At 40.9% G+C, this 19,489-nt stretch carries 14 protein-coding genes; 9 read left to right on the forward strand and 5 right to left on the reverse strand.

The window, feature by feature from the left end:
* Positions 1-684, reverse strand: coding sequence for a septum site-determining protein MinC (minC, locus tag Xish_RS16435; RefSeq protein ID WP_099118906.1), 684 nt, complete (start codon positions 682-684; stop codon positions 1-3).
* A gap of 160 nt (positions 685-844) precedes the next feature.
* Between minC and Xish_RS16440 the strand changes: the two genes are divergently transcribed.
* Genes Xish_RS16440 through Xish_RS16455 form a run of 4 tightly spaced genes read left to right on the forward strand, consistent with a single transcriptional unit; the run spans position 845 to position 3,408 of the window.
* Positions 845-1,126: a YcgL domain-containing protein gene (locus Xish_RS16440; RefSeq protein WP_099118907.1), complete on the forward strand. Its 282-nt coding sequence runs from the start codon at positions 845-847 to the stop codon at positions 1,124-1,126.
* 46 nt (positions 1,127-1,172) lie between these two features.
* Positions 1,173-2,258 carry a lytic murein transglycosylase gene (locus Xish_RS16445; protein ID WP_099118908.1) on the forward strand — a complete coding sequence of 362 codons (1,086 nt, stop codon included), beginning with the start codon at positions 1,173-1,175 and terminating at the stop codon, positions 2,256-2,258.
* Positions 2,259-2,295: 37 nt separating this feature from the next.
* Positions 2,296-2,952 carry a fumarylacetoacetate hydrolase family protein gene (locus tag Xish_RS16450; RefSeq protein WP_099118909.1) on the forward strand — a complete coding sequence of 219 codons (657 nt, stop codon included), beginning with the start codon at positions 2,296-2,298 and terminating at the stop codon, positions 2,950-2,952.
* An 18-nt stretch (positions 2,953-2,970) separates the two neighbouring features.
* Positions 2,971-3,408 (forward strand): YcgN family cysteine cluster protein, encoded by a 438-nt coding sequence (locus Xish_RS16455; RefSeq protein WP_208614866.1) that lies wholly within the window; start codon positions 2,971-2,973, stop codon positions 3,406-3,408.
* A 492-nt stretch (positions 3,409-3,900) separates the two neighbouring features.
* Here the strand turns inward: Xish_RS16455 and Xish_RS16465 are convergent, their stop codons facing one another.
* Complete coding sequence (locus Xish_RS16465) at positions 3,901-4,896, reverse strand: 2-hydroxyacid dehydrogenase (RefSeq protein WP_099118912.1); 996 nt, start codon at positions 4,894-4,896, stop codon at positions 3,901-3,903.
* 226 nt (positions 4,897-5,122) lie between these two features.
* Here Xish_RS16465 and Xish_RS16470 point away from each other — a divergent pair, with 226 nt between their 5' ends.
* The 4 genes from Xish_RS16470 (at position 5,123) to Xish_RS16485 (ending at position 10,622) form a co-directional block, all read left to right on the forward strand.
* The gene (locus Xish_RS16470; RefSeq protein WP_099118913.1) at positions 5,123-7,747 is read left to right on the forward strand and encodes a YdbH family protein; all 2,625 of its coding nucleotides are present in this window, start codon (positions 5,123-5,125) and stop codon (positions 7,745-7,747) included.
* 35 nt (positions 7,748-7,782) lie between these two features.
* Entirely contained in the window at positions 7,783-7,968 is a 186-nt protein-coding gene (locus Xish_RS16475) for a YnbE family lipoprotein (protein WP_244186212.1), read from the forward strand.
* Between the two features lie 10 nt (positions 7,969-7,978).
* Positions 7,979-8,299: a YdbL family probable chaperone protein gene (locus Xish_RS16480; protein WP_099118915.1), complete on the forward strand. Its 321-nt coding sequence runs from the start codon at positions 7,979-7,981 to the stop codon at positions 8,297-8,299.
* A 1,240-nt stretch (positions 8,300-9,539) separates the two neighbouring features.
* Positions 9,540-10,622, forward strand: coding sequence for a hypothetical protein (locus tag Xish_RS16485; protein WP_099118916.1), 1,083 nt, complete (start codon positions 9,540-9,542; stop codon positions 10,620-10,622).
* Positions 10,623-10,779: 157 nt separating this feature from the next.
* Here the strand turns inward: Xish_RS16485 and Xish_RS16490 are convergent, their stop codons facing one another.
* Positions 10,780-11,418, reverse strand: a complete 639-nt coding sequence (locus Xish_RS16490; protein ID WP_099118917.1) for an FMN-dependent NADH-azoreductase — start codon at positions 11,416-11,418, stop codon at positions 10,780-10,782.
* Positions 11,419-11,742: 324 nt separating this feature from the next.
* Between Xish_RS16490 and hrpA the strand changes: the two genes are divergently transcribed.
* A complete protein-coding gene (gene hrpA / locus Xish_RS16495) occupies positions 11,743-15,663 on the forward strand; it encodes an ATP-dependent RNA helicase HrpA (RefSeq protein WP_099118918.1) in 3,921 nt (1,306 codons plus the stop codon).
* 162 nt (positions 15,664-15,825) lie between these two features.
* Here hrpA and Xish_RS16500 read toward each other — a convergent pair whose 3' ends face one another.
* Both Xish_RS16500 and Xish_RS16505 read right to left on the reverse strand, forming a co-directional pair.
* A complete protein-coding gene (locus tag Xish_RS16500; protein WP_244186186.1) occupies positions 15,826-16,815 on the reverse strand; it encodes a fimbrial protein in 990 nt (329 codons plus the stop codon).
* A 67-nt stretch (positions 16,816-16,882) separates the two neighbouring features.
* Positions 16,883-19,438: a fimbria/pilus outer membrane usher protein gene (locus Xish_RS16505; RefSeq protein WP_099118920.1), complete on the reverse strand. Its 2,556-nt coding sequence runs from the start codon at positions 19,436-19,438 to the stop codon at positions 16,883-16,885.
* Between the last annotated feature and the right edge of the window lie 51 nt (positions 19,439-19,489).

Here is a 19,489-nt window from a genome sequence, read left to right on the forward strand (position 1 = left end):
CTAGACTAAAGTTTCAATAGTTAATTCATTGTTCACCAGGCGTAATTTTGCTGCCTTGCCAACAAAATTTTCTGGAATTTTTTCGCTGAGCCAATATTGCCCTGCAATAGAGGTAAGCTCAGCGTTTAAATGGGTGCAGAAAATCTGGCTTTCTTGATCACCAGATGCGCCTGCCAATACGCGTCCACGCAGCACACCATATATATGAATATTTCCATCAGCGATTAATTCTGCACCAGCGCTCACATTATTTGTCACAATTAGATCACTATTTGGTGCATAAATTCTTTGTCCTGAACGAACAGGTGTATTAATTATACGAGTTTTTTTGAAAATAGGTTCAGCCGGTTTATTTTCTTGAGTAAGAACTTTCTGACTTTTACCTTCTTTCAATAAAGGAAGTTCAGATTTTAGAACAATTTCTCGTTGCTTTTCGTTTTGACAACCGCTGATACCAACGATGCGCAACCCAACTGACTCAACGGCTTGGTGGAGTGCGAGGAGATCTGCATCAACAGGGAGAGCGGATATATTGATAACAACGGGAGCATTTTTCAGGAATTCGGGCGCTTGCTCCATTTTTTCCTGCATAGCTTTATGAATAACTTCCGGCTGGCCATCGTATAAATGAACGACCGAAAGCGTAAAATTACTGCCTTTTAGCTCAATTGGCGACTGTGACATCGATATTCTGACTCAGCAATGTTAAGTTTCCTAAGGTAGTTTACACAAACATTTTCCTAAACCAGCCTTTGGGAGACGATATTCTTAAATATAATAAGCATGTTATAGTTAGTGAATTATTCAAGCAAGTCACAGCGTTAATTTAAAAGAGTTTATAACAATGATTTGTGTAATCTACAGAAGCCCAAAACGTGACCAAACATATCTGTATATTGAAAAAAGAGGAGATTTTTCGCGCGTTCCTGAAGATTTGTTAAGAACATTTGGTGAACCTCAATATTCAATGATGATTTCATTATCTGAAAGAAAAAAACTGGCTAATGCTGATATTGAAAAAGTAAAAACCGCGTTGAATGAGCAAGGTTTTTACCTGCAAGTACCACCTCCCGTGGAAAGTTTGCTCAATGAATATCTGGTATCAAATAAGCCACTTAAGCAATAAAAATCGCTGGCAACTGCCTGATCCTGAATTGAGGAGGAGCCGATTTATGAAATTAATCACTGGGCTAACTTTATTGACAACAGCTCTGCTGGCAGGGTGCAGTACATCAAATGGTAAACAATTGTACAATCCATCGGTGTTGACTCCACGCTCCCAAACTGAGGCCAGAGCATTAGAGCAAGATTTTCCATTGAACGCCCGTGAGCCATCACAGTTTTCCGCTTATGTGGTTTTGCTGAAACAGCAAGCGAGAGAGCAAGGGATCAGTGAAAAAACATTGGATCGGGCATTTGCCAATATCCATTTTATTCCGCGCGTCATTAAAGCCGATCGTAACCAGCCAGAAAAAAAAGTGACTCTGGATGATTACCTGAACCGCGTCTTGCCAGCCTGGAAGATTGGACAGGGTGTTAAGGCATATGAAGATAATAAGCTCCAGTTAGCAAGGATCAGCCGCAAATACGGTGTACCCAAAGCCTATATTGTTGCTTTGTGGGGCTTAGAAAGCGGTTTTGGTAAATTTCAGGGAAAAGAAGATGTCATTTCGGCTTTATCTACGATGGCCTTTGAAGGGCGCCGAGAAGTATTTTTTATCAAACAGTTACTGGCAGCGTTAGAAATAATTGAAAATCAATATATTGATGAAGATCAGGCGCTAAAAGGTTCCTGGGCGGGGGCAATGGGGCAAAATCAATTTATGCCAACCTCTTACTTAACATATGGTGCTGATGGCGATGGTGATGGAAAAATTGATATTTGGCACAATAAAGAAGATGTTTTTGCCTCGACTGCTAATTATCTGCATAAGGAAGGGTGGAGACAGGGCTTACCTTGGGGGTATGCCATTTCGTTACCTATAGGCTTTGATATCGCCTTAGAAGGCATTAAACCCGAACAGGGGAAAACCATTGCCGAATGGCAGGCATTGGGGATTTCATCTCCACATTTTGCTAAGTTGCCTGCAAATACTAAAGGTTGGATTGTCATCCCTGATGATTCAGCCCAACGGGCATTTTGGGTGACACAAAATTTCCGCACTATCATGCACTGGAATCGTTCTTATTATTTTGCTCTCAGTGTTGGTATGATGGCGGATGGTATTATGCAACGTACTCATTTTCTCACTCGCTGAAAATCAGATCCTGAAAACAAGATAAAGGAACAATGTTATGTACCAGCATCAGGATTGGCAGGGTGTATTGTTGGATTTTCCTGCTAATAAGGTTGTTTGTGTCGGCAGTAATTACGACAAACATATGAAAGAGATGGGCTCCCAATCCACAGAAGAGCCGGTGATATTCATCAAACCTGAAACAGCGTTGTGTGATCTACGTCAGCCTGTTTTTATCCCACGGGAATTAGGAGCCGTGCACCATGAAATAGAATTGGCTGTTTTGATTGGTTCGACACTTAAGAATACCAATGAAGAGCGAGTCAGTCAGGCGATTGCAGGCTTTGCAGTTGCGCTGGATTTGACATTACGTGATTTGCAGCGTGAATTTAAACAATCGGGGCAACCGTGGGAAAAAAGTAAGGCATTTGATAGGTCGTGCCCGATATCGGGGTTTATTCCTGTCAATGCTTTTGGTGATCCACAAAATGCCGAACTTTCTTTGACCGTAAATGGCGAATTGCGCCAAAACGGCAATACGAGTGACATGCGTACGCCTATTATCCCGTTGATTAGCTACATGTCGCGTTTTTTTACCTTACGTCCGGGCGATATTATCTTGACGGGAACGCCTGAAGGCGTAGGGCCATTGCAATCTGGTGATGTGTTAGATGTTTCTCTCAATGAGCACGTTTTGACAACCAGAGTGATTTAACTACGAGGAATGACAGAAATTATGTCTCAACCTTTCTGGCAGGTGAAAACCTTAGAACAAATGACAGATCAAGAGTGGGAAGCACTATGTGATGGTTGCGGTCAGTGCTGCCTGCATAAGTTGATGGATGAGGATACGGATGAAATTTATTTCACCAATGTTGCTTGCAATCAACTGAATATTAAAACCTGCCAGTGCAAGAATTATGAAGATCGTTTCAGATACGAGCCTGACTGTATCAAATTGACCCGTGAGAATATGAACACCTTTGAATGGCTGCCAAAGACGTGTGCTTATCGTCTGATTGGTGAGGGGCAAAGACTCCTTCCGTGGCACCCATTGGTCAGTGGTTCAAAATCGGCCATGCATGCGGAGCGTATTTCTGTCAGGCATATTGCTGTGCGTGAAGTGGATGTGGTGGATTGGGAAGAACATATCCTTAATAAACCCATGTAATTATCTTTTGTTTGATATAAAAGGGATTTTATATCATGCATTAGATGCTTGGAGTATGGCATATGTGGGAAAATCCATTAAATGCAATATGTGAATCCAAGAACAATGATCAGTATTATATATTCAACACCTATTATAAAGAATTTTTGTATGCCAGTATTTTTATTGAGGATAACAGAAGAACCGTGTTTACCTGGATTAACGGTGTGCCAACGAGAGAAAGCGTCTGGACTATAAATGTTACCTCTATGAAAGCAGTCTTTCATATGAAGAGAACAAAAAACTTGTCCCGTGTTGGGCTCCGGGTAATCAAGTGGCAAATGAATTTTGAAAACAATGCAGGCAATTAATTTTATCATAAAAGACTCACGAACAGGATACCTTGTGTTTTCTGTTCGCGAGATTTGTAGCATGGTATTTTGGTTAAAAGAATTACCCAGTTAATATTGAGTAATCATAACCGTAGAAGCGGTTGTGAGTGATTATTGAAAATTATTCAACAAGATTTGGACAAGCCTGTCCAGAAACTAATTGCTGAATATTTTGCAAAGTTGTTTCACTGATACTGGTTAAGGCTTCTTCGGTTAAGAATGCCTGATGGCCGGTGAATAGCACATTATGGCAAGAAGATAAGCGGCGGAAGATATCGTCTTGAATAACGTCATTTGATTTATCTTCAAAGAATAAATCTCTTTCATTTTCATAGACATCCATACCCAATGCGCCAATTTTTTGTTGTTTCAGTGCATTAATAGCAGCCACAGAATCAATTAAGGCACCTCGGCTGGTATTGACAATCATCACGCCATTTTTCATTTTGTTGAACGCTGTTTCATCCAATAAATGGTGGTTTTCCGGTGTCATGGGGCAATGCAGGGAGATTACATCCGATTTCGCATATAAAGTATCCAAATCCACATATTCCACACCCATATTTAAGGCCTCAGGATTGGGATAGGGGTCATGTGCCAGTAAACGCATACCAAAGCCTTTCAAAATTCGCAAAGTAGCAATACCGATTTTTCCTGTTCCGATAATGCCGGCAGTGCGTTTATACATGTTAAAACCAGTTAACCCTTCCAGGGAAAAATTGGCATCGCGGGTACGCTGGTAGGCGCGGTGGATACGTCGATTAAGACATAACATTAATCCAACCGTATGTTCGGCAACGGATTCAGGAGAATAAGCCGGTACTCTAACAACCTGGATACCTAATTCCTGCGCTGCATCCAGATCGACATTGTTAAATCCGGCGCAGCGTAGTGCCAGAATTTTGATGTCCATCTCTGCCAATTCTTGCAGTACTTCCCTCCCACCATCATCATTGACGAAAATGCAGATGGCATCTGCACCAACGGCATTTTTGGCAGTTTGTGGACTTAAAGGAAAATCAAAAAACTCGATATGATAATCAAAGCCAAGTTTTTGGTTGAGCATTTCAAAATGCTTACGGTCATACTGCTTTGTACTGTAAACAACCAGTTTCATAACGACATCTCCACTATACAGTAACTATTGAATCATTCGAGCCTGCAAACTGCCTGCAATAATGACGTCTCTTGAAGGTTCTAAGTGTTATCTTTCGCTATACTCGAATCATCGCCTGATAAGCTATTCATCGTGATAGCTTGCATAATACATCGGCTTAGAGCCTGATATGAGACTATCATAACAGGAAGTTTTCCTCAGGTTGAAAAGAAGAGATAAGGATTTAATGGCAAAAATATTCAAAGTGTTTGCAGTGATGGTGGTATTGCTGGCGTTATTGATAACGGTGGGATGGTATACCCTTCCACGTTGGTTACCATTGATCACCAGTTATTGGTTACCACAGGGCGTCACTTTTTCTTTGAGCCAACCTCGATGGACAAACAATGCATTATGGTTAGATGAATTGTCATTGCAGGCAAAAGGGTGTGAGTGGATCAAAGTTTCAGAACTATCTGTGACGTATTTATCTAAGGAAAAGCGTGAAGATAACCACTGGGATATTCATGCTGCCAGTATTGACAGCTATAGCCAGTGCTTGATGCAGCTCCCTACAGGAGAAGAGCAACCAGCCCCGATATCTGTTCAAAAAATATTATCTGCAATACCTTCGGTTAATCTCACCGTTGATCGTCTGGCTGTGATGCCTTGGCAGGCGTTTGCTGGCAAACTTCAATTTAGTTCATCATCTCAGGGACAAAGATTGTCTTATCAAGGCGAAAAATTAAAATTTAATGCACATATTGAAGATAAACAGGATCTTATTGTTCAGCGTTTTTTTGTGAAACTACCTGAGCAGGTCATTTCCCTGAATGGAAACATCGTACTACCCTTGAATACTGCAACACTACCAGAACAAGGCCAAATCATAGCTCATTTATCGTTGAACCAATACCCTGATCCGCTGCGACTGACATTGCAATGGCAGGGACAGCGCGGGCAGCTTACTGTGTTTGAAGAAAAAAATCAGCAGGTATTGGCAGAATTACCCTGGTTACTTGACGAATCCCACTTTCGGATAATTAATGGGAAATGGCAATGGTTGGCGAGCAATCAGGCGTTATCTGGAAGGGTGAATGTTACGCTTGAACAATGGAAAAAAGGCCTGTCAGGCATGTCTGTCAGTGGGCGGATAAATCTGGTTACGCAAAATGAGCGGGGGAAAGGCAATGTTGTTCTTTCTGTGGAGTCAACACCCATTAGTATAACCCATGCTTATATTCCATTTCAGCTAACGGGACAGATGAATAGTGACCGGATGGTTATGTCTATGTCATTACCTGCTGTTATTACAGGGCCATTGATTGATCCAAAAATAACTTTTCGTTCAGGCGCTTTGTTTCGGGCATGGGGAAAGGTCAGTGAAACCTTTACTGTCAAAGAAGCCAGATTACCTTTGGCTGGCACATATTTGACACGTGATGGTTTTACCGGTCGCCTTCAAGCCATTGTGACGGCGCAAGATAGCTATTGGGGGAGATTCAAGTTACATCTGGATGGTTATGCAAAAGATTTTATTCCTGATCAGGGAAGTTGGCATTGGCGTTATTGGGGGAGCGGGAATTTGCCACCGTTACAAGCTAAATGGGATATTGCTGGCAGAGGAAACTGGAATCAATCGAAGATAACGGTAGATGCATTAAATACGGGCTTTGATTTTATCCAATATGGTCTTGTGAAGATGCAAGCACCACGCTTAAAACTGACTAATTCGTTAATTTGGGAGCGTGCGGCAGATAGTCCCAATTTAACGGGAGATTTGCAGCTATCTGCCCAAAAAATAGAATTTCGTTCTGGTGGTTTTTTGCCGGCCTTTGATTTTAAAGCTACGCTTGCAGGAAAATCCCCTGATGATTTTATGTTAAATGGTGAACTATACTCCAAAGGGATTGGCCCAATTCCCTTTTATAGCCGTTGGGATGGAGAGCGATTGAGGGGAGAAGCCCGCTGGCCAAAGCAATCTTTATTAGCCTTTCAATCTTTAATTCCGTCAGATTTGGGTATTACCGTGTTTGGTGGAACTATTTATGCCCAGGCTGCTTTTTCTGCCGCAAAGGAACAGGGATTGCTTGCAGGCGGTCATTGGGTGGTCAACAATGCGGGTATGTGGCTGAAAAATGGGGAAGTTAATGGCCTGGATTTTGTTTTGCCGTGGCGTTTACAGGAGCACACGTGGCAGTTAGGGCTGGGATCTCCCGTCCAGTTGCGGATCAACGCAATTAAGGGGTTGTTTGATATGCAAAATGTAACAGCCGATCTGCTGGGTTACTATCCAGCAACGGATGAGCAGCCATTGATGTTGACCAATGTGAACGTAGATATGTTGGATGGTAAATTGGCAATGGAACAATTACAGATCCCACAAAAAGAAGCAGCGGTATTACGATTTGACAAGCTAAATCTGAGCAAATTAGTTGGTATATTAAAAGTCAAACAAATGGCGATGTCAGGAAAGATTAGCGGTGAATTGCCCGTATTATTAAATCATGAACGTTGGATTATTCAACGGGGATGGATATCTAATGAGGATTATCTGACGTTGAGATTGGATAAAGATACCGTTGATTCCATAGGGAAAAATGATCTATCGGCCGGTATGGCAATGGATTGGCTGCGCTATCTAGAAATTAACCGTTCAAAAGCTTATGTTACGCTCGATAATTTGGGGATTTTAACATTGCATTCAGAGATTAGTGGTGTGAATCCTGTAGTGGATAGAAAACGTGAAGTCAGGCTTAACTATCACCATGAGGAAAATATTTTTCAGTTATGGCGTAGTCTTCGTTTTGGTAGTGACTTGGAAGAATGGTTGCAGAAAAATATATCTGTAATGGGCAGGAGTGATAAATGATAACGAATATTGGATTCAAGTTACCCAGAATCAGAATGGGTGTGCTATTAGTCAACATGGTTTTACTGAGTATGGCGTTGGTGGGGTGTGTCAGGCTGGAAGTGGCGACGCCGGATAAACCCATTAACATCAATATGAATGTGAAAATTGAGCATGAAATTCATATTAAGGTTGACAGACAAATTGAAGATATGCTCAAAAATAACTCTGACTTATTCTAAGGACTAGAAAATGAAAAAAGTAGGAGTGGTACTTCTGTTGAGCCTGATATTCAGTTTTTCTGCTGTGGGTATGACGTTGAATGAGGCAAAACAACAAGGATTGGTGGGAGAAACATTCAGTGGCTATCTGGCACCGGTAAAAAATACCCCAAATGCCCAATCGGTAGTTAAAAGAGTCAATGATGAGCGGCAAAAAAAATATGCTGAGATAGCGGCTCAAAACAACATGACGACTGAGCAGGTTGCCAAAATGGCGGGAGAAAAATTGGTAAACCGTGCCGCTTCTGGAGAATATGTGCTCGGTATTAATGGCAATTGGGTGCAGAAATAGGGGTAATGATTGGTTTGGCTTGATTGTAACATTAAAAATTTTTATCAATAAGATATTAAAATCCTAATTTTATGTGCTATATAATTAGTTGTCACTTATTGTACTTATCAAATGAAAGAGAATGATATGTATCGCTGCCATCGTCATTGAGGGGGGCTGGTGCTGTTCATAATATGAAAACGGAAGAGAAATACTTACATAGTACAGAACAAAAAAATAACATGGATGGTAGAAAGAAATAACTATATCGTGCTTGAGCACCAGAAAAAACTGATTGCGCAATTGTCGTTACCGGAAACGATCGTTGGATACGCCAGGAGCAGCTTACTTTACTCCTGCGGGGCTATTGTCGGCAACGGGCGATAAAAAAGATGATTATACGTTTAACCCTGTGATTACCTTTGATACGGTCAATGGTGCACCGATAAAAAATGCTACCATTAACCACGTTCAGTGGATATCGTTTCACTCACGGTTGGAAACCAAAAACCGATTCAGACAAAACAGGCGGTAGATTTCAAATCGGAACAGATGTCAATGATAGTGACACCATCAAACCCAATATTAATAGGTAACAATTACACTCTGATATTGAGTGTTAATCTATATTGCATTTATATTAATTAATGGGTCATCTATTCTTCGGCGTGAGTTCATTAATATTATTAAATAAGTTAGATCAGAAACCATCCTCCTAAATGCCTTATGGTGAAAAAATCGAACAATAACTTTTTGTTATCATCCGATAATCATTTTTCATTATACATTTAATTTGAAATTTTGCTTAATATAGCAGAGTTTATAGATAATATTTATATATTCACACTGTAGACGTGAAGTTATCAGTACCGCCTGATACCACTTTAATCTATGGTCAGCAGCTTTACTTTGACGTGACTTTCAGCCAGTACTGGTAATTAACCACAAGCTTACTTTATTTTCCAAATGAAAGGTTAAAACAACCATCTTTAGACGATGACCTTGAAAGTAAATGTTTTGACGTATGTGCGCACAGAACAGTTTGACGACTTTCAGTCGTCAGTCCTGGCTGCGCTAACCCACAGACTTTAGTCGGCGGTAGTTAAGTTTGAATATTACATTGATAATGAAGGTGTGAGGCAATACAGTCATTATTATTATAGCCAAATAGAAACTGTCGGTGACTAATAGAAGTGACAGAAATGGACTCAGCTCATCTTTTATATATTAATTATTATGAAATTTTATGGAGTGAAAAATAATGGCATCTAATAAAATTACGACTTCTGTAGAATCGGGTTCAGATTTAGTCATAGGGGGATTATTTATTCTTGATATCATTTTAACGTCTGACTCACCTATTTCGAGTGACGCAAGTGTTGAACTGATACCTTATGGCGGTATAGGGTTACATAGAAATATTCCTCCAATCGTGTTGTCTGATAATAATAAAAAGGGAACGATTTCTGTTGAATTACGTGTTGATAATAATGTCGTTGAAAACCATAAAATGCAATTAGATATTCAGCCAAATTCAGCCGCAACAGGGTTTGAAAAAACCAGTGTCTTTTATTATGCCCAAACGGTTGACATCACGTCAGTACAATTGGCTGTCGGTGCTGATTATTTAGATATGACAACTGAAATTAATGACCCACCAGGTGGACGATATTTTGTGAAAGTGGGTACAGTAAAAACCGCAATCACAAACAAGGATAATACAACCAAGTTATCCGGTACACCTGTGAATATACTTGATACGCCTGACAGAAGTTTTGATAAAGTGGATTTTTATCAAGATGATAAATACACTAAAATCCCTATCAGGAAGATTGGCAGTAAAAGAGGTTTTATTATTAACACAGATTCCCATGGTAAATTAAATTTTTATATTTATGCCAAACAGGAAAGTTCTGTTGTTCTGACGCTTTATTCACAGATATTTGGTGCGACAGGCGAAATTTCAGCCGATAAAACGCTATACATTCTGGATAGTGATCAAAAGAATGTCAATTCAATGGATTCATTATCAGCTCCGATTATTGCTGAAGTCAATAATAACGTTTTACATAACGATGGTAGCTCTTTTGGCTTTTCTGTTAACATACCACCTTATGATAATGCCGATGGGGGTGATACAATATTTTTCTTTATTAATGGGAAAATGATTGATAATCCTCACCTTTTGTTGGATCCAGATCATCTTGGAACACCTTTTATAACGTTACCTTATAGTGTTTTCAACGAAAATAAAGAAAAGGTTAATTTTTACTATAGTGTTATTAAGGAAAGTGCGGATAGATTGGTTTCATACTCTATCGAATTTACATATATATCAATTTAACTTCAAGATGCAGATTTGTAATTATTATTTATTCTTAACTGAAAACCACCTCCTGTGGAGGTGGTTCTGCCCTCCGATATTCCAATTCATTTCTATAATTTTAGCGCGCCATTTGGCGCGCTATCTTTATAATTACGTGACATTTTATTGAACAATATTAAGCAACGATTTTTTCAGATTGCTTCTGTCCCATTTTCGCTATGATATCATCTATCGCGTTACGAGCATCTTGATGTGTCTGGTTAGCGGATTCTTCACCCATAGCTAAGCCTTCAGCAAATACAAATTCTACATCCGTGATACCGATAAATCCGAGGAAGGTACGTAAGTACGGAGTCACCAAATCTGTTGGGTTGTTTTTATGAATACCACCACGACTGGTCAAAATAACAGCGCGCTTGCCTTCCAGTAATCCTTCTGGGCCTTTTTCAGTGTATTGGAAAGTCACGCCAGCACGGGCAATCAGGTCGAAATAGGCTTTTAGCTGAGTAGGAATAGCGAAGTTATACATTGGCGCAGTGATGACAATAACATCGTGTGTTTTTAACTCTGTAATCAATTCATCTGACAAAGCCAATACTGTTTTTTGACGTTCTGTCAATCCAGCATCGTTCGGACGCAAGGCACTGACTAACTCTCCATCTAGTACTGGAACCGGATTTTCAGCCAGATCACGTGTGGTAATGTTGTTCTCTGAATGATGAGTCAACCACCTTTCAACAAAGTAGTCGACCAGTTTATTGCTTTGGGAATATTGCGCCAGGATGCTGGATTTCAGAACCAGTACTTTACTCATTCTTTATTTCCTCAGTTATCTACAACTTAAGTTATCTGAGATATTAACAACTTCGTTGATAATATTGATTGTGTGGCATATTTTATATCGGGGATTGTTCAATCAATAGCTCAATATTTTGATATATTCATTCAAATTCATTGAATCAATACGGGTAACAATTATCATTAGTATGTAGCAGTTTTCGGGAGGGGGATATATATGGAGTACATAGGGTTGCACAAGATATGTTACACTTCTAATATCGTTATGTCATAAAAAATAATCCTCTGAGCCTGCAAAGACAGCGCTACTTAGTTAAAAAACGTCACAAGGATTTATCACGTGGAATCACCTTTGACAGTACCATTTGCTGAATTATTCTCTGAACTTGATCACACCCCGCTGCGTGATCAGTTCCGTTTAAAAAAGCGTTTGCATGGAGCAGCAAAAATTAAGAATCAAGTCTCCTTGCAGGCTGTAGTACAGTCTATCGCTGCGGATATAGCGACTGCAAAACAGACAGTCATCAATCGCCAGGCTGCATGTCCTTCGATTCAATATCCTGCAAACCTGCCGGTTAGCCAAAAGAAAGATGATATCTATAAAGCCATTCGGGATAATCAGGTTGTTATCATTGCCGGGGAAACCGGTTCAGGTAAAACAACTCAGATCCCTAAAATTTGCCTTGAATTGGGAAGGGGAATCAAAGGGCTAATTGGCCATACCCAACCCCGTCGTTTGGCAGCGCGTTCGGTTGCTAACCGCATTGCAGATGAACTGGAAACGCCGCTTGGCTCGACGGTCGGTTATAAAGTTCGTTTTAATGATCAGGTCAGTGAAAATACGCTGGTCAAATTGATGACTGACGGTATTTTATTGGCAGAATTGCAGCAAGATCGTTTGTTATTGCAATATGATACGTTAATTATCGATGAAGCCCATGAACGTAGCTTGAATATCGATTTTATCCTCGGCTATCTGCGTCAATTGCTGCCAAAACGACCAGATTTGAAAGTTATTATTACCTCTGCAACCATAGATCCTGAACGCTTTTCCCGTCATTTTAATAAAGCCCCGATTATTGAAGTATCTGGACGTACTTATCCGGTAGAAGTGCGTTATCGTCCCGTGGCTGGTGGTGATAATGACAGTGATCGCGATCAGCTTGAAGCAATTATTGATGCAGTGGATGAATTAGGGCGTGAAAGCTCTGGTGACATATTGGTATTCATGAGCGGTGAACGAGAAATTCGTGATACGGCGGATGCTCTCGATAAGCAAAATTTCCCACATACTGAGATTTTGCCACTTTTTGCTCGGTTGTCTAACAGCGAGCAGAACAGAATTTTTCAGCCTCATGTTGGTCGCCGAATTATTTTGTCAACCAATGTGGCAGAAACGTCGCTGACTGTACCAGGCATAAAATACGTGATCGATACAGGTTTTGCACGTATTAGCCGATACAGCTATCGCACCAAAGTACAGCGCCTGCCGATAGAACCGATATCGCAGGCATCTGCTAATCAACGAAAAGGGCGTTGTGGCCGTGTTTCGGACGGCATTTGTATTCGTCTTTATGCGGAAGAGGATTTTTTGTCACGTCCAGAATTCACTGATCCTGAAATTTTGCGTACCAATCTGGCTTCCGTTATTTTGCAAATGACAGCCATTGGTTTGGGAGATGTCAGTGCGTTCCCATTTGTTGAAGCCCCGGATAAACGTAATATCCAGGATGGGGTTCGCCTGTTGGAAGAGTTAGGCGCTATCGATCCGGAGTCATTGTCAGAGGGAGCTTATCGGTTAACCCCAATAGGGAGGCAATTGGCTCAGTTGCCTATTGATCCCCGTTTGGCGCGTATGGTGCTGGAAGCCAAGGCTCATGGCTGCGTGCGTGAAGTGATGGTCATTGCTTCCGCATTGTCGATTCAAGATCCACGGGAAAGACCGTTGGAAAAGCAGCAGGCTTCTGATGAAAAACATCGTCGTTTTGCGGATAAGGATTCAGATTTCATCGCCTTCCTGAGGTTATGGGACTTTCTGATGGAACAGCAAACAGCGCTTTCCAGTTCCCAATTCCGCAAACTTTGTCGGCAAGATTATCTGAATTATCTTCGTGTTAGGGAATGGCAGGATATTTATACCCAGTTACGGCAAGTTGTGAAAGAAATTGGTTTGCCGATTAATAGTCAGGAAGCAGATTATCGCAGCATTCATATTGCCTTGTTGGCAGGGTTGTTATCTCACATTGGGCAGAAGGACACGGATAAACAAGAATATACTGGGGCGCGTAATGCCCGTTTTTCTGTTTTTCCTGGCTCTGGGTTATTTAAAAAACCACCAAAATGGGCGATGGTGGCTGAATTGGTGGAAACCAGCCGTTTGTGGGGACGTATTGCCGCGCGCATCGAGCCAGAATGGGTAGAGCCATTGGCTACCCATTTAATCAAAAAGCACTATAGTGAACCACACTGGCAGAAGTCTCAAGGAGCGGTAATGGCTATGGAAAAAGTCACCTTGTATGGTTTACCGATTGTGACAGGTCGTCTGGTAAATTACAGCCGAATCGATCCCATGTTGTGCCGCGAGTTATTCATCCGTCATGCATTGGTAGAAGGTGATTGGCAAACCCGTCATTCATTTTTCCGCGCTAATTTGAAATTGCGTGAAGAAGTTGAAGAACTAGAACATAAATCTCGGCGACGGGATATTCTGGTGGATGATGAAACCTTGTTCAGTTTCTACGATCAGCGTATTGGCAAAGACGTTGTTTCATCACGTCATTTTGACCGCTGGTGGAAAGTTGCCAGTAACGAGCAGCCGGAATTGCTCAACTTTGAAAAAAGTATGCTAATCAAGGGGGATGCAAATAAAGTCAGTGCGTTGGATTATCCAAATTACTGGTTTCAAGGTAACTTGAAATTCCGTTTGAGTTATCAATTTGAACCAGGAACTGATGCCGATGGCGTAACAGTGCATATTCCTTTACCGGTGTTGAATCAAGTCAAAGATGAAGGATTTGATTGGCAAATTCCGGGAATTCGTCATGAATTGGTTGTTGCGTTGATTAAATCATTGCCAAAACCAATCCGCCGTAATTTTGTTCCGGCACCTAACTATGCACAGGCATTTCTGGAGCGTGTGACACAACCTCAGGCTCCTTTACTGGATAGCCTTGAGAAAGAGTTACGTCGCATGACTGGGGTGACAGTGTCACGTGATGACTGGCAGTTGGAACAAGTCCCTGATCACTTAAAGATCACATTCCGCATTATTGGGGAAAAGAAAACGGGTGAAAAAAATAAACCGTTAGCGGAAAGCAAAGATCTGTCAGCACTGAAACTGAAATTGAAAGAAAAAGTTCAGGAAACGCTATCGGCGGTTGCAGATGATGGCATAGAACAAAATGGATTGCATATCTGGAGCTTTGGTACATTGCCTGAATGTTATGAGCAGAAACGCGGAGGCTATTCTGTTAAGGCATTTCCGGCATTAGTGGATGAAAAGGACAGTATCGGCATAAAATTGTTCGAAACCGAATCAGAACAGCAAAATGCAATGTGGGAAGGAACGCGTCGTCTGTTGTTGCTGAATATTCCGTCACCGATTAAATATTTGCATGAAAAATTACCGAACAAATCTAAACTGGGGCTGTATTTCAACCCCTATGGAAAAGTATTGGATTTGATTGATGATTGTATTTCCTGTGGCGTTGATAAATTGATCGCAGAAAATGGCGGGCCAGTCTGGAATGAACAGGCATTTTCTAGTTTGCATGATAAAATTCGTGCCAATTTGAATGACGCAGTGGTGGATATTGCCAAACAAGTGGAGCAGATCCTGACAGCAGTCTTTAATATCAACAAGCGCCTGAAAGGGCGGGTGGATATCTCTCTCGCACTGGCTCTATCCGATATCAAAGAACAAATTTCTGGCCTGGTCTTTAATGGTTTTGTGACTTCCCACGGTTGGAAACGTCTGGCTGATGTTTTGCGCTATTTGAATGGCATAGAACGTCGATTGGAAAAATTGGCGGTAGATCCTAACAAGGATAGGGCGCATATGAGCAGGATTGAGCATATCCAACGTCAATGGCAACAATGGTTGGCAAAACTATCCGCCCAGCAAAAATCGTTACCGGAAGTGAAAGAAGTTCGTTGGATGATAGAAGAACTTCGGATCAGCCTGTTTGCCCAACAATTGGGTACTGCGTATCCAATATCAGATAAGCGTATATTACAGGCGATGGAAAATATCGCATCGTGATATGTAGGGGCAGTTATGGTTTATGCTGCCCGTAATTTCGTTACTTTGCACCTAAAAATTCCACAACCTTTTTATAGTTACAACATACTTATAAACTTAAACAACCAATACCCCCACTTAACAACAATCTCACTAAATGCTAAGCAGGGGAATAGACTTCATTTATTGGTATACAAAAGTAATTGTCACTGTGGCATCTGCTCTGCCCGGTTTGACATCTGATTCTGTCTGGATATAACGGGCATACAATGGAATAGTTATATTTCCACCTGACTGAGTGGAGCCAGATACAACTGGAGTACGCATCGTTACGGGGCGATTTTGATATAGTATCTGTAAACCAACCCCTTTTGCCGTGACGTTGTCACTATAATCCAATGCCCAGATATCTTGGGTATTCCAGCTTGCAGACCTTCCATCCAACGTCAGTCCGACATTCACATTCGCATCACAATTTATATCGATATCAAAATGTTGCATTCCCGCGGTACTGTTAATACCTCGAAAATCACTTTTTTTAACCTCTCCCATATTGACTGAAATCATCTTTCGATTGAGAGAACAGCCTTTGGTCATGATATAAGTATTCGACAAATAGAAAGTATGAATATGGGTATTGTAACCTAACATAGCACGAGTCAGTTTAGCCGAATTGACAGCTCCTGAACCGGTTGTTGGTGCAATCTTTATCAATTGCACTGTTAAATAACCCCATGATCTTCCGCAATATTGTGTTTTCCATTGCAAGTGTTGCGGTGAAGGGCAAGTAAATGGATAGGTCGCTGTTCTGGGTAGCCAATCAATACCATAACCTGCTCCCCACGTGTTAATGCGGATACCAACCCCCGGAACACCGGATTCATAAATGGCATCAGAGTTGTAGTTCGCAGGTGTAAGATCAGGTTTTTCCCATTTTGTGGGCTGGTAGGTATCGCAGAGGGCGATATTACCTTTCTCATCCACCTGATCCAGACGTATTTCTTTGATAGTTGTCCCGATAGGATGATTTCTGGGAACCGTAATCTTACCAAAAGAAACCGGAGTCATACCGGCCACAAAACCTGCAGAATATTGGCAAGAATACGCTAAACTGCTCATCGTGCCGATGAGGAATAATATACTTACCAATAACAATTTTAATTTGTTGACCATAGAATAATACCTACTATTTTTTAGTTTTATATCAAATAAATATGTCGACATTGCTATTTGTAAGAGATTATTCGCAAGAAGCTTCAATCATATACAAACCTGAGATGGGTTCTTCATCAGGTAGTCGATAATTGACACGACACTCTTGTACTGTTTTGTGTCCCCATCTAACCCATATCCGACCTGATTTCGGAATGCCACTGAAATAAACTTGTCCATCATTACTAACAATGACGCTGTTGGTGTCATCGATGTCAGATTGTTTTTCTAGTGTCGCAATTGCACCAAATGGGAGCTCTTTACCTTGATGGGAAAGTGTCAGCAAAACACGATAACCAATGCGAGTCTGGAAATTGGCCAGTGTCAGTGAACCTTGAGTGGGAATAATAGCTTGCGTATTGATATCAATATCAATGTTGTTGCCTAATGAATAAGTATCCAGTGCAATACGGTTTCTCCGATAGCTGCTGACATAAGGTACAATGGCATAGCCTTGCCAGTCAGTTTTGATGCCAGTGTAATTTTGCACTTTGACGTTTGAAGCACCATTGGCACGGACTAATACCGATGTATCTCCCAACGATTGGGAAAGGGTGATGCCATATGGATGGGCAACAATCCCACCATTTAAACCATAAGTGAGTTGTCTGGAGTATTTGTCGTAATTGTAACCAGCACTGACTTGTCCATATGCTCCCTTATATTCTGCGTTGATATTTCCGCCAACACTCTGATTACGATCAGTATAATTTTGCTGAATGCTATAAATCAGATTGTTATCTTCAAAAGCTGTACCATTTAAACTAACTTGATGAGACGTATCACTGTTTTTGTTGCTGGTCATGTTATAGCTTACCCAGCTATTTTTCAGCCACCGATCAAAAGGAACTTGCACACTGAACGAAAAAATTTGCTCATTGCGATTTGAACCGGGGAGAGCGCTGTGAGAATAATTTAAGCTATAATTAATTGAATTGTAACTTGTGTTATAACCCGCACTGAGATTTCTTTCGTAGCCTTTCTGATGCCAATAGTCTTGTTGAAAAGCAGATAAATAAATGGTTCCCCAATCCCCAAGGGACTGATTAATATGTAACTGCAATTTACTGCGTTTATTACTGCTCCTTCCATCGATTGTAGTATTCAACTCATTCGCTTCTTTAAAATCGTAAAAATTTCGTGTCGAGTAACGATAACCGGAGAAAGTGAGGTTAGTGCCTGTCTGAGATAGATCTTTGGCATATTGGAAACGATAGGATTGACCATAATGGTTGGCGTTCGACATTAAATTGGTTTTGGCAGAAGTCACATCGAAGGAAAGGGAACCCCAATTGGAGAGACTATAGCCCGCACCCAAGGCGATGGATTGATAATTTTTTGCAATCGTGGCTCCACCATAGGCAGTGACACGATTGGAAATACCATAAATCACCGTACCTTGCATGAAATAAGGTTCTTTTCCACGATGAGAATTAGATTGGTATTTTCCCAACGTCAGGGAATGTCGCAGGCTATTTTCTCGTAACATAATCGGTACAGCGGAAAAATTTTGCACAGAACGATGTTCTTTCCCATCAGCTTCTTTGACAATGACTTCTATATCTCCTGTTGATGTTGTCGGATAGAGATCATTAATGATAAAAGGCCCAGGAGAAACGTAAGATTCATAAATAATATAACCATTTTGTTTGATGATTACTTGGGCATTGCTTTGAGCAATTCCTCTAATTATCGGCGCAAACCCTTTTAAACTATCGGGTAACATATTGTCATCGGAAGACAGTTGCATGCCGCGAAACTGAAAGCCATCAAAAACAAATGAGGGGGTATAACTGTCACCAAATATTAATTGGCTTTTCAGTGCATGAATATCTCGCTGAAGGTATGTATTGATATTCTGCCATTTTCTGTCTTGACTACTGTAAGTAGAATAATTTCGCAAACGCCAGGCTTGCCAATTAAGACCCGTTCTGAGGTTGAAAAAATGGTTTTTTGTTGAACCTACTTGATCATCCTGCCAAGCCATAGAGCCACTATAGCTATAGTTGACCAACAGGGAAGTTAATCCCTGATCCCACAAATGAGGTGGTACATAATCTTTCGACTGCCTATTTAAGGCTGCTTGGGGAATACTGATGTCCAGTCGCTGATGTTTGAAATCGAAAGATGTCGATGCGGATGGAATATATTTTCCAAGATCAGTAAGTTCTGTTTCTTGTGGCAAAGTAAGCAGTGCGGGAAATGATTCAATATTTACTCCAATTTTCCTGAGTTGCTGTAACTTAATTTTGGGAGATAGCTTGTTATTGACGATAATAAAATCGACATTTCTCGTATCTACTTTTTCCCGATTCAGATAGATATCGACCCAATAGCGTCCGGGAGGTTGCTGATCATCTTGAGTAAAGATAGACAGATCAATATCTTCAAAACCGGAATGGATTTCCAACGCATTGATGTTGAAATACTCTTCCGAATGAGCCTTATTGTTATACATCAAAAGAGATGTGGTTAACAATGCACAGAGGGGCACCCTAAAATATAGGCAATGCAAGCCTGGCCTGATAAATAACGGCCAATTATCAGGATTATTTTTTTGAAGATAATGACGATGGTTATCCATAATAAATTTCTATTTTGATATACCCGCTATTCTCCAGGTTGTCCCTTGAAG

The sequence above is a fragment of the Xenorhabdus ishibashii genome (genome assembly GCF_002632755.1).
GTDB classification, from domain to species: Bacteria; Pseudomonadota; Gammaproteobacteria; order Enterobacterales; family Enterobacteriaceae; genus Xenorhabdus; species Xenorhabdus ishibashii.

What these genes read in the sequence shown, in the direction of transcription:
- Xish_RS16445 (WP_099118908.1), top strand. Translation starts at nt 1,173, where the DNA reads ATGAAATTAATCACTGGGCTAACTTTATTGACAACAGCTCTGCTGGCA.
- Xish_RS16465 (WP_099118912.1), bottom strand. Translation starts at nt 4,896, where the DNA reads ATGAAACTGGTTGTTTACAGTACAAAGCAGTATGACCGTAAGCATTTT.
- Xish_RS16500 (WP_244186186.1), bottom strand. Translation starts at nt 16,815, where the DNA reads ATGGTCAACAAATTAAAATTGTTATTGGTAAGTATATTATTCCTCATC.
- Xish_RS16480 (WP_099118915.1), top strand. Translation starts at nt 7,979, where the DNA reads ATGAAAAAAGTAGGAGTGGTACTTCTGTTGAGCCTGATATTCAGTTTT.
- Xish_RS16470 (WP_099118913.1), top strand. Translation starts at nt 5,123, where the DNA reads ATGGCAAAAATATTCAAAGTGTTTGCAGTGATGGTGGTATTGCTGGCG.
- Xish_RS16505 (WP_099118920.1), bottom strand. Translation starts at nt 19,438, where the DNA reads ATGGATAACCATCGTCATTATCTTCAAAAAAATAATCCTGATAATTGG.
- Xish_RS16440 (WP_099118907.1), top strand. Translation starts at nt 845, where the DNA reads ATGATTTGTGTAATCTACAGAAGCCCAAAACGTGACCAAACATATCTG.
- minC (WP_099118906.1), bottom strand. Translation starts at nt 684, where the DNA reads ATGTCACAGTCGCCAATTGAGCTAAAAGGCAGTAATTTTACGCTTTCG.
- Xish_RS16475 (WP_244186212.1), top strand. Translation starts at nt 7,783, where the DNA reads ATGGGTGTGCTATTAGTCAACATGGTTTTACTGAGTATGGCGTTGGTG.
- Xish_RS16490 (WP_099118917.1), bottom strand. Translation starts at nt 11,418, where the DNA reads ATGAGTAAAGTACTGGTTCTGAAATCCAGCATCCTGGCGCAATATTCC.
- Xish_RS16450 (WP_099118909.1), top strand. Translation starts at nt 2,296, where the DNA reads ATGTACCAGCATCAGGATTGGCAGGGTGTATTGTTGGATTTTCCTGCT.
- Xish_RS16485 (WP_099118916.1), top strand. Translation starts at nt 9,540, where the DNA reads ATGGCATCTAATAAAATTACGACTTCTGTAGAATCGGGTTCAGATTTA.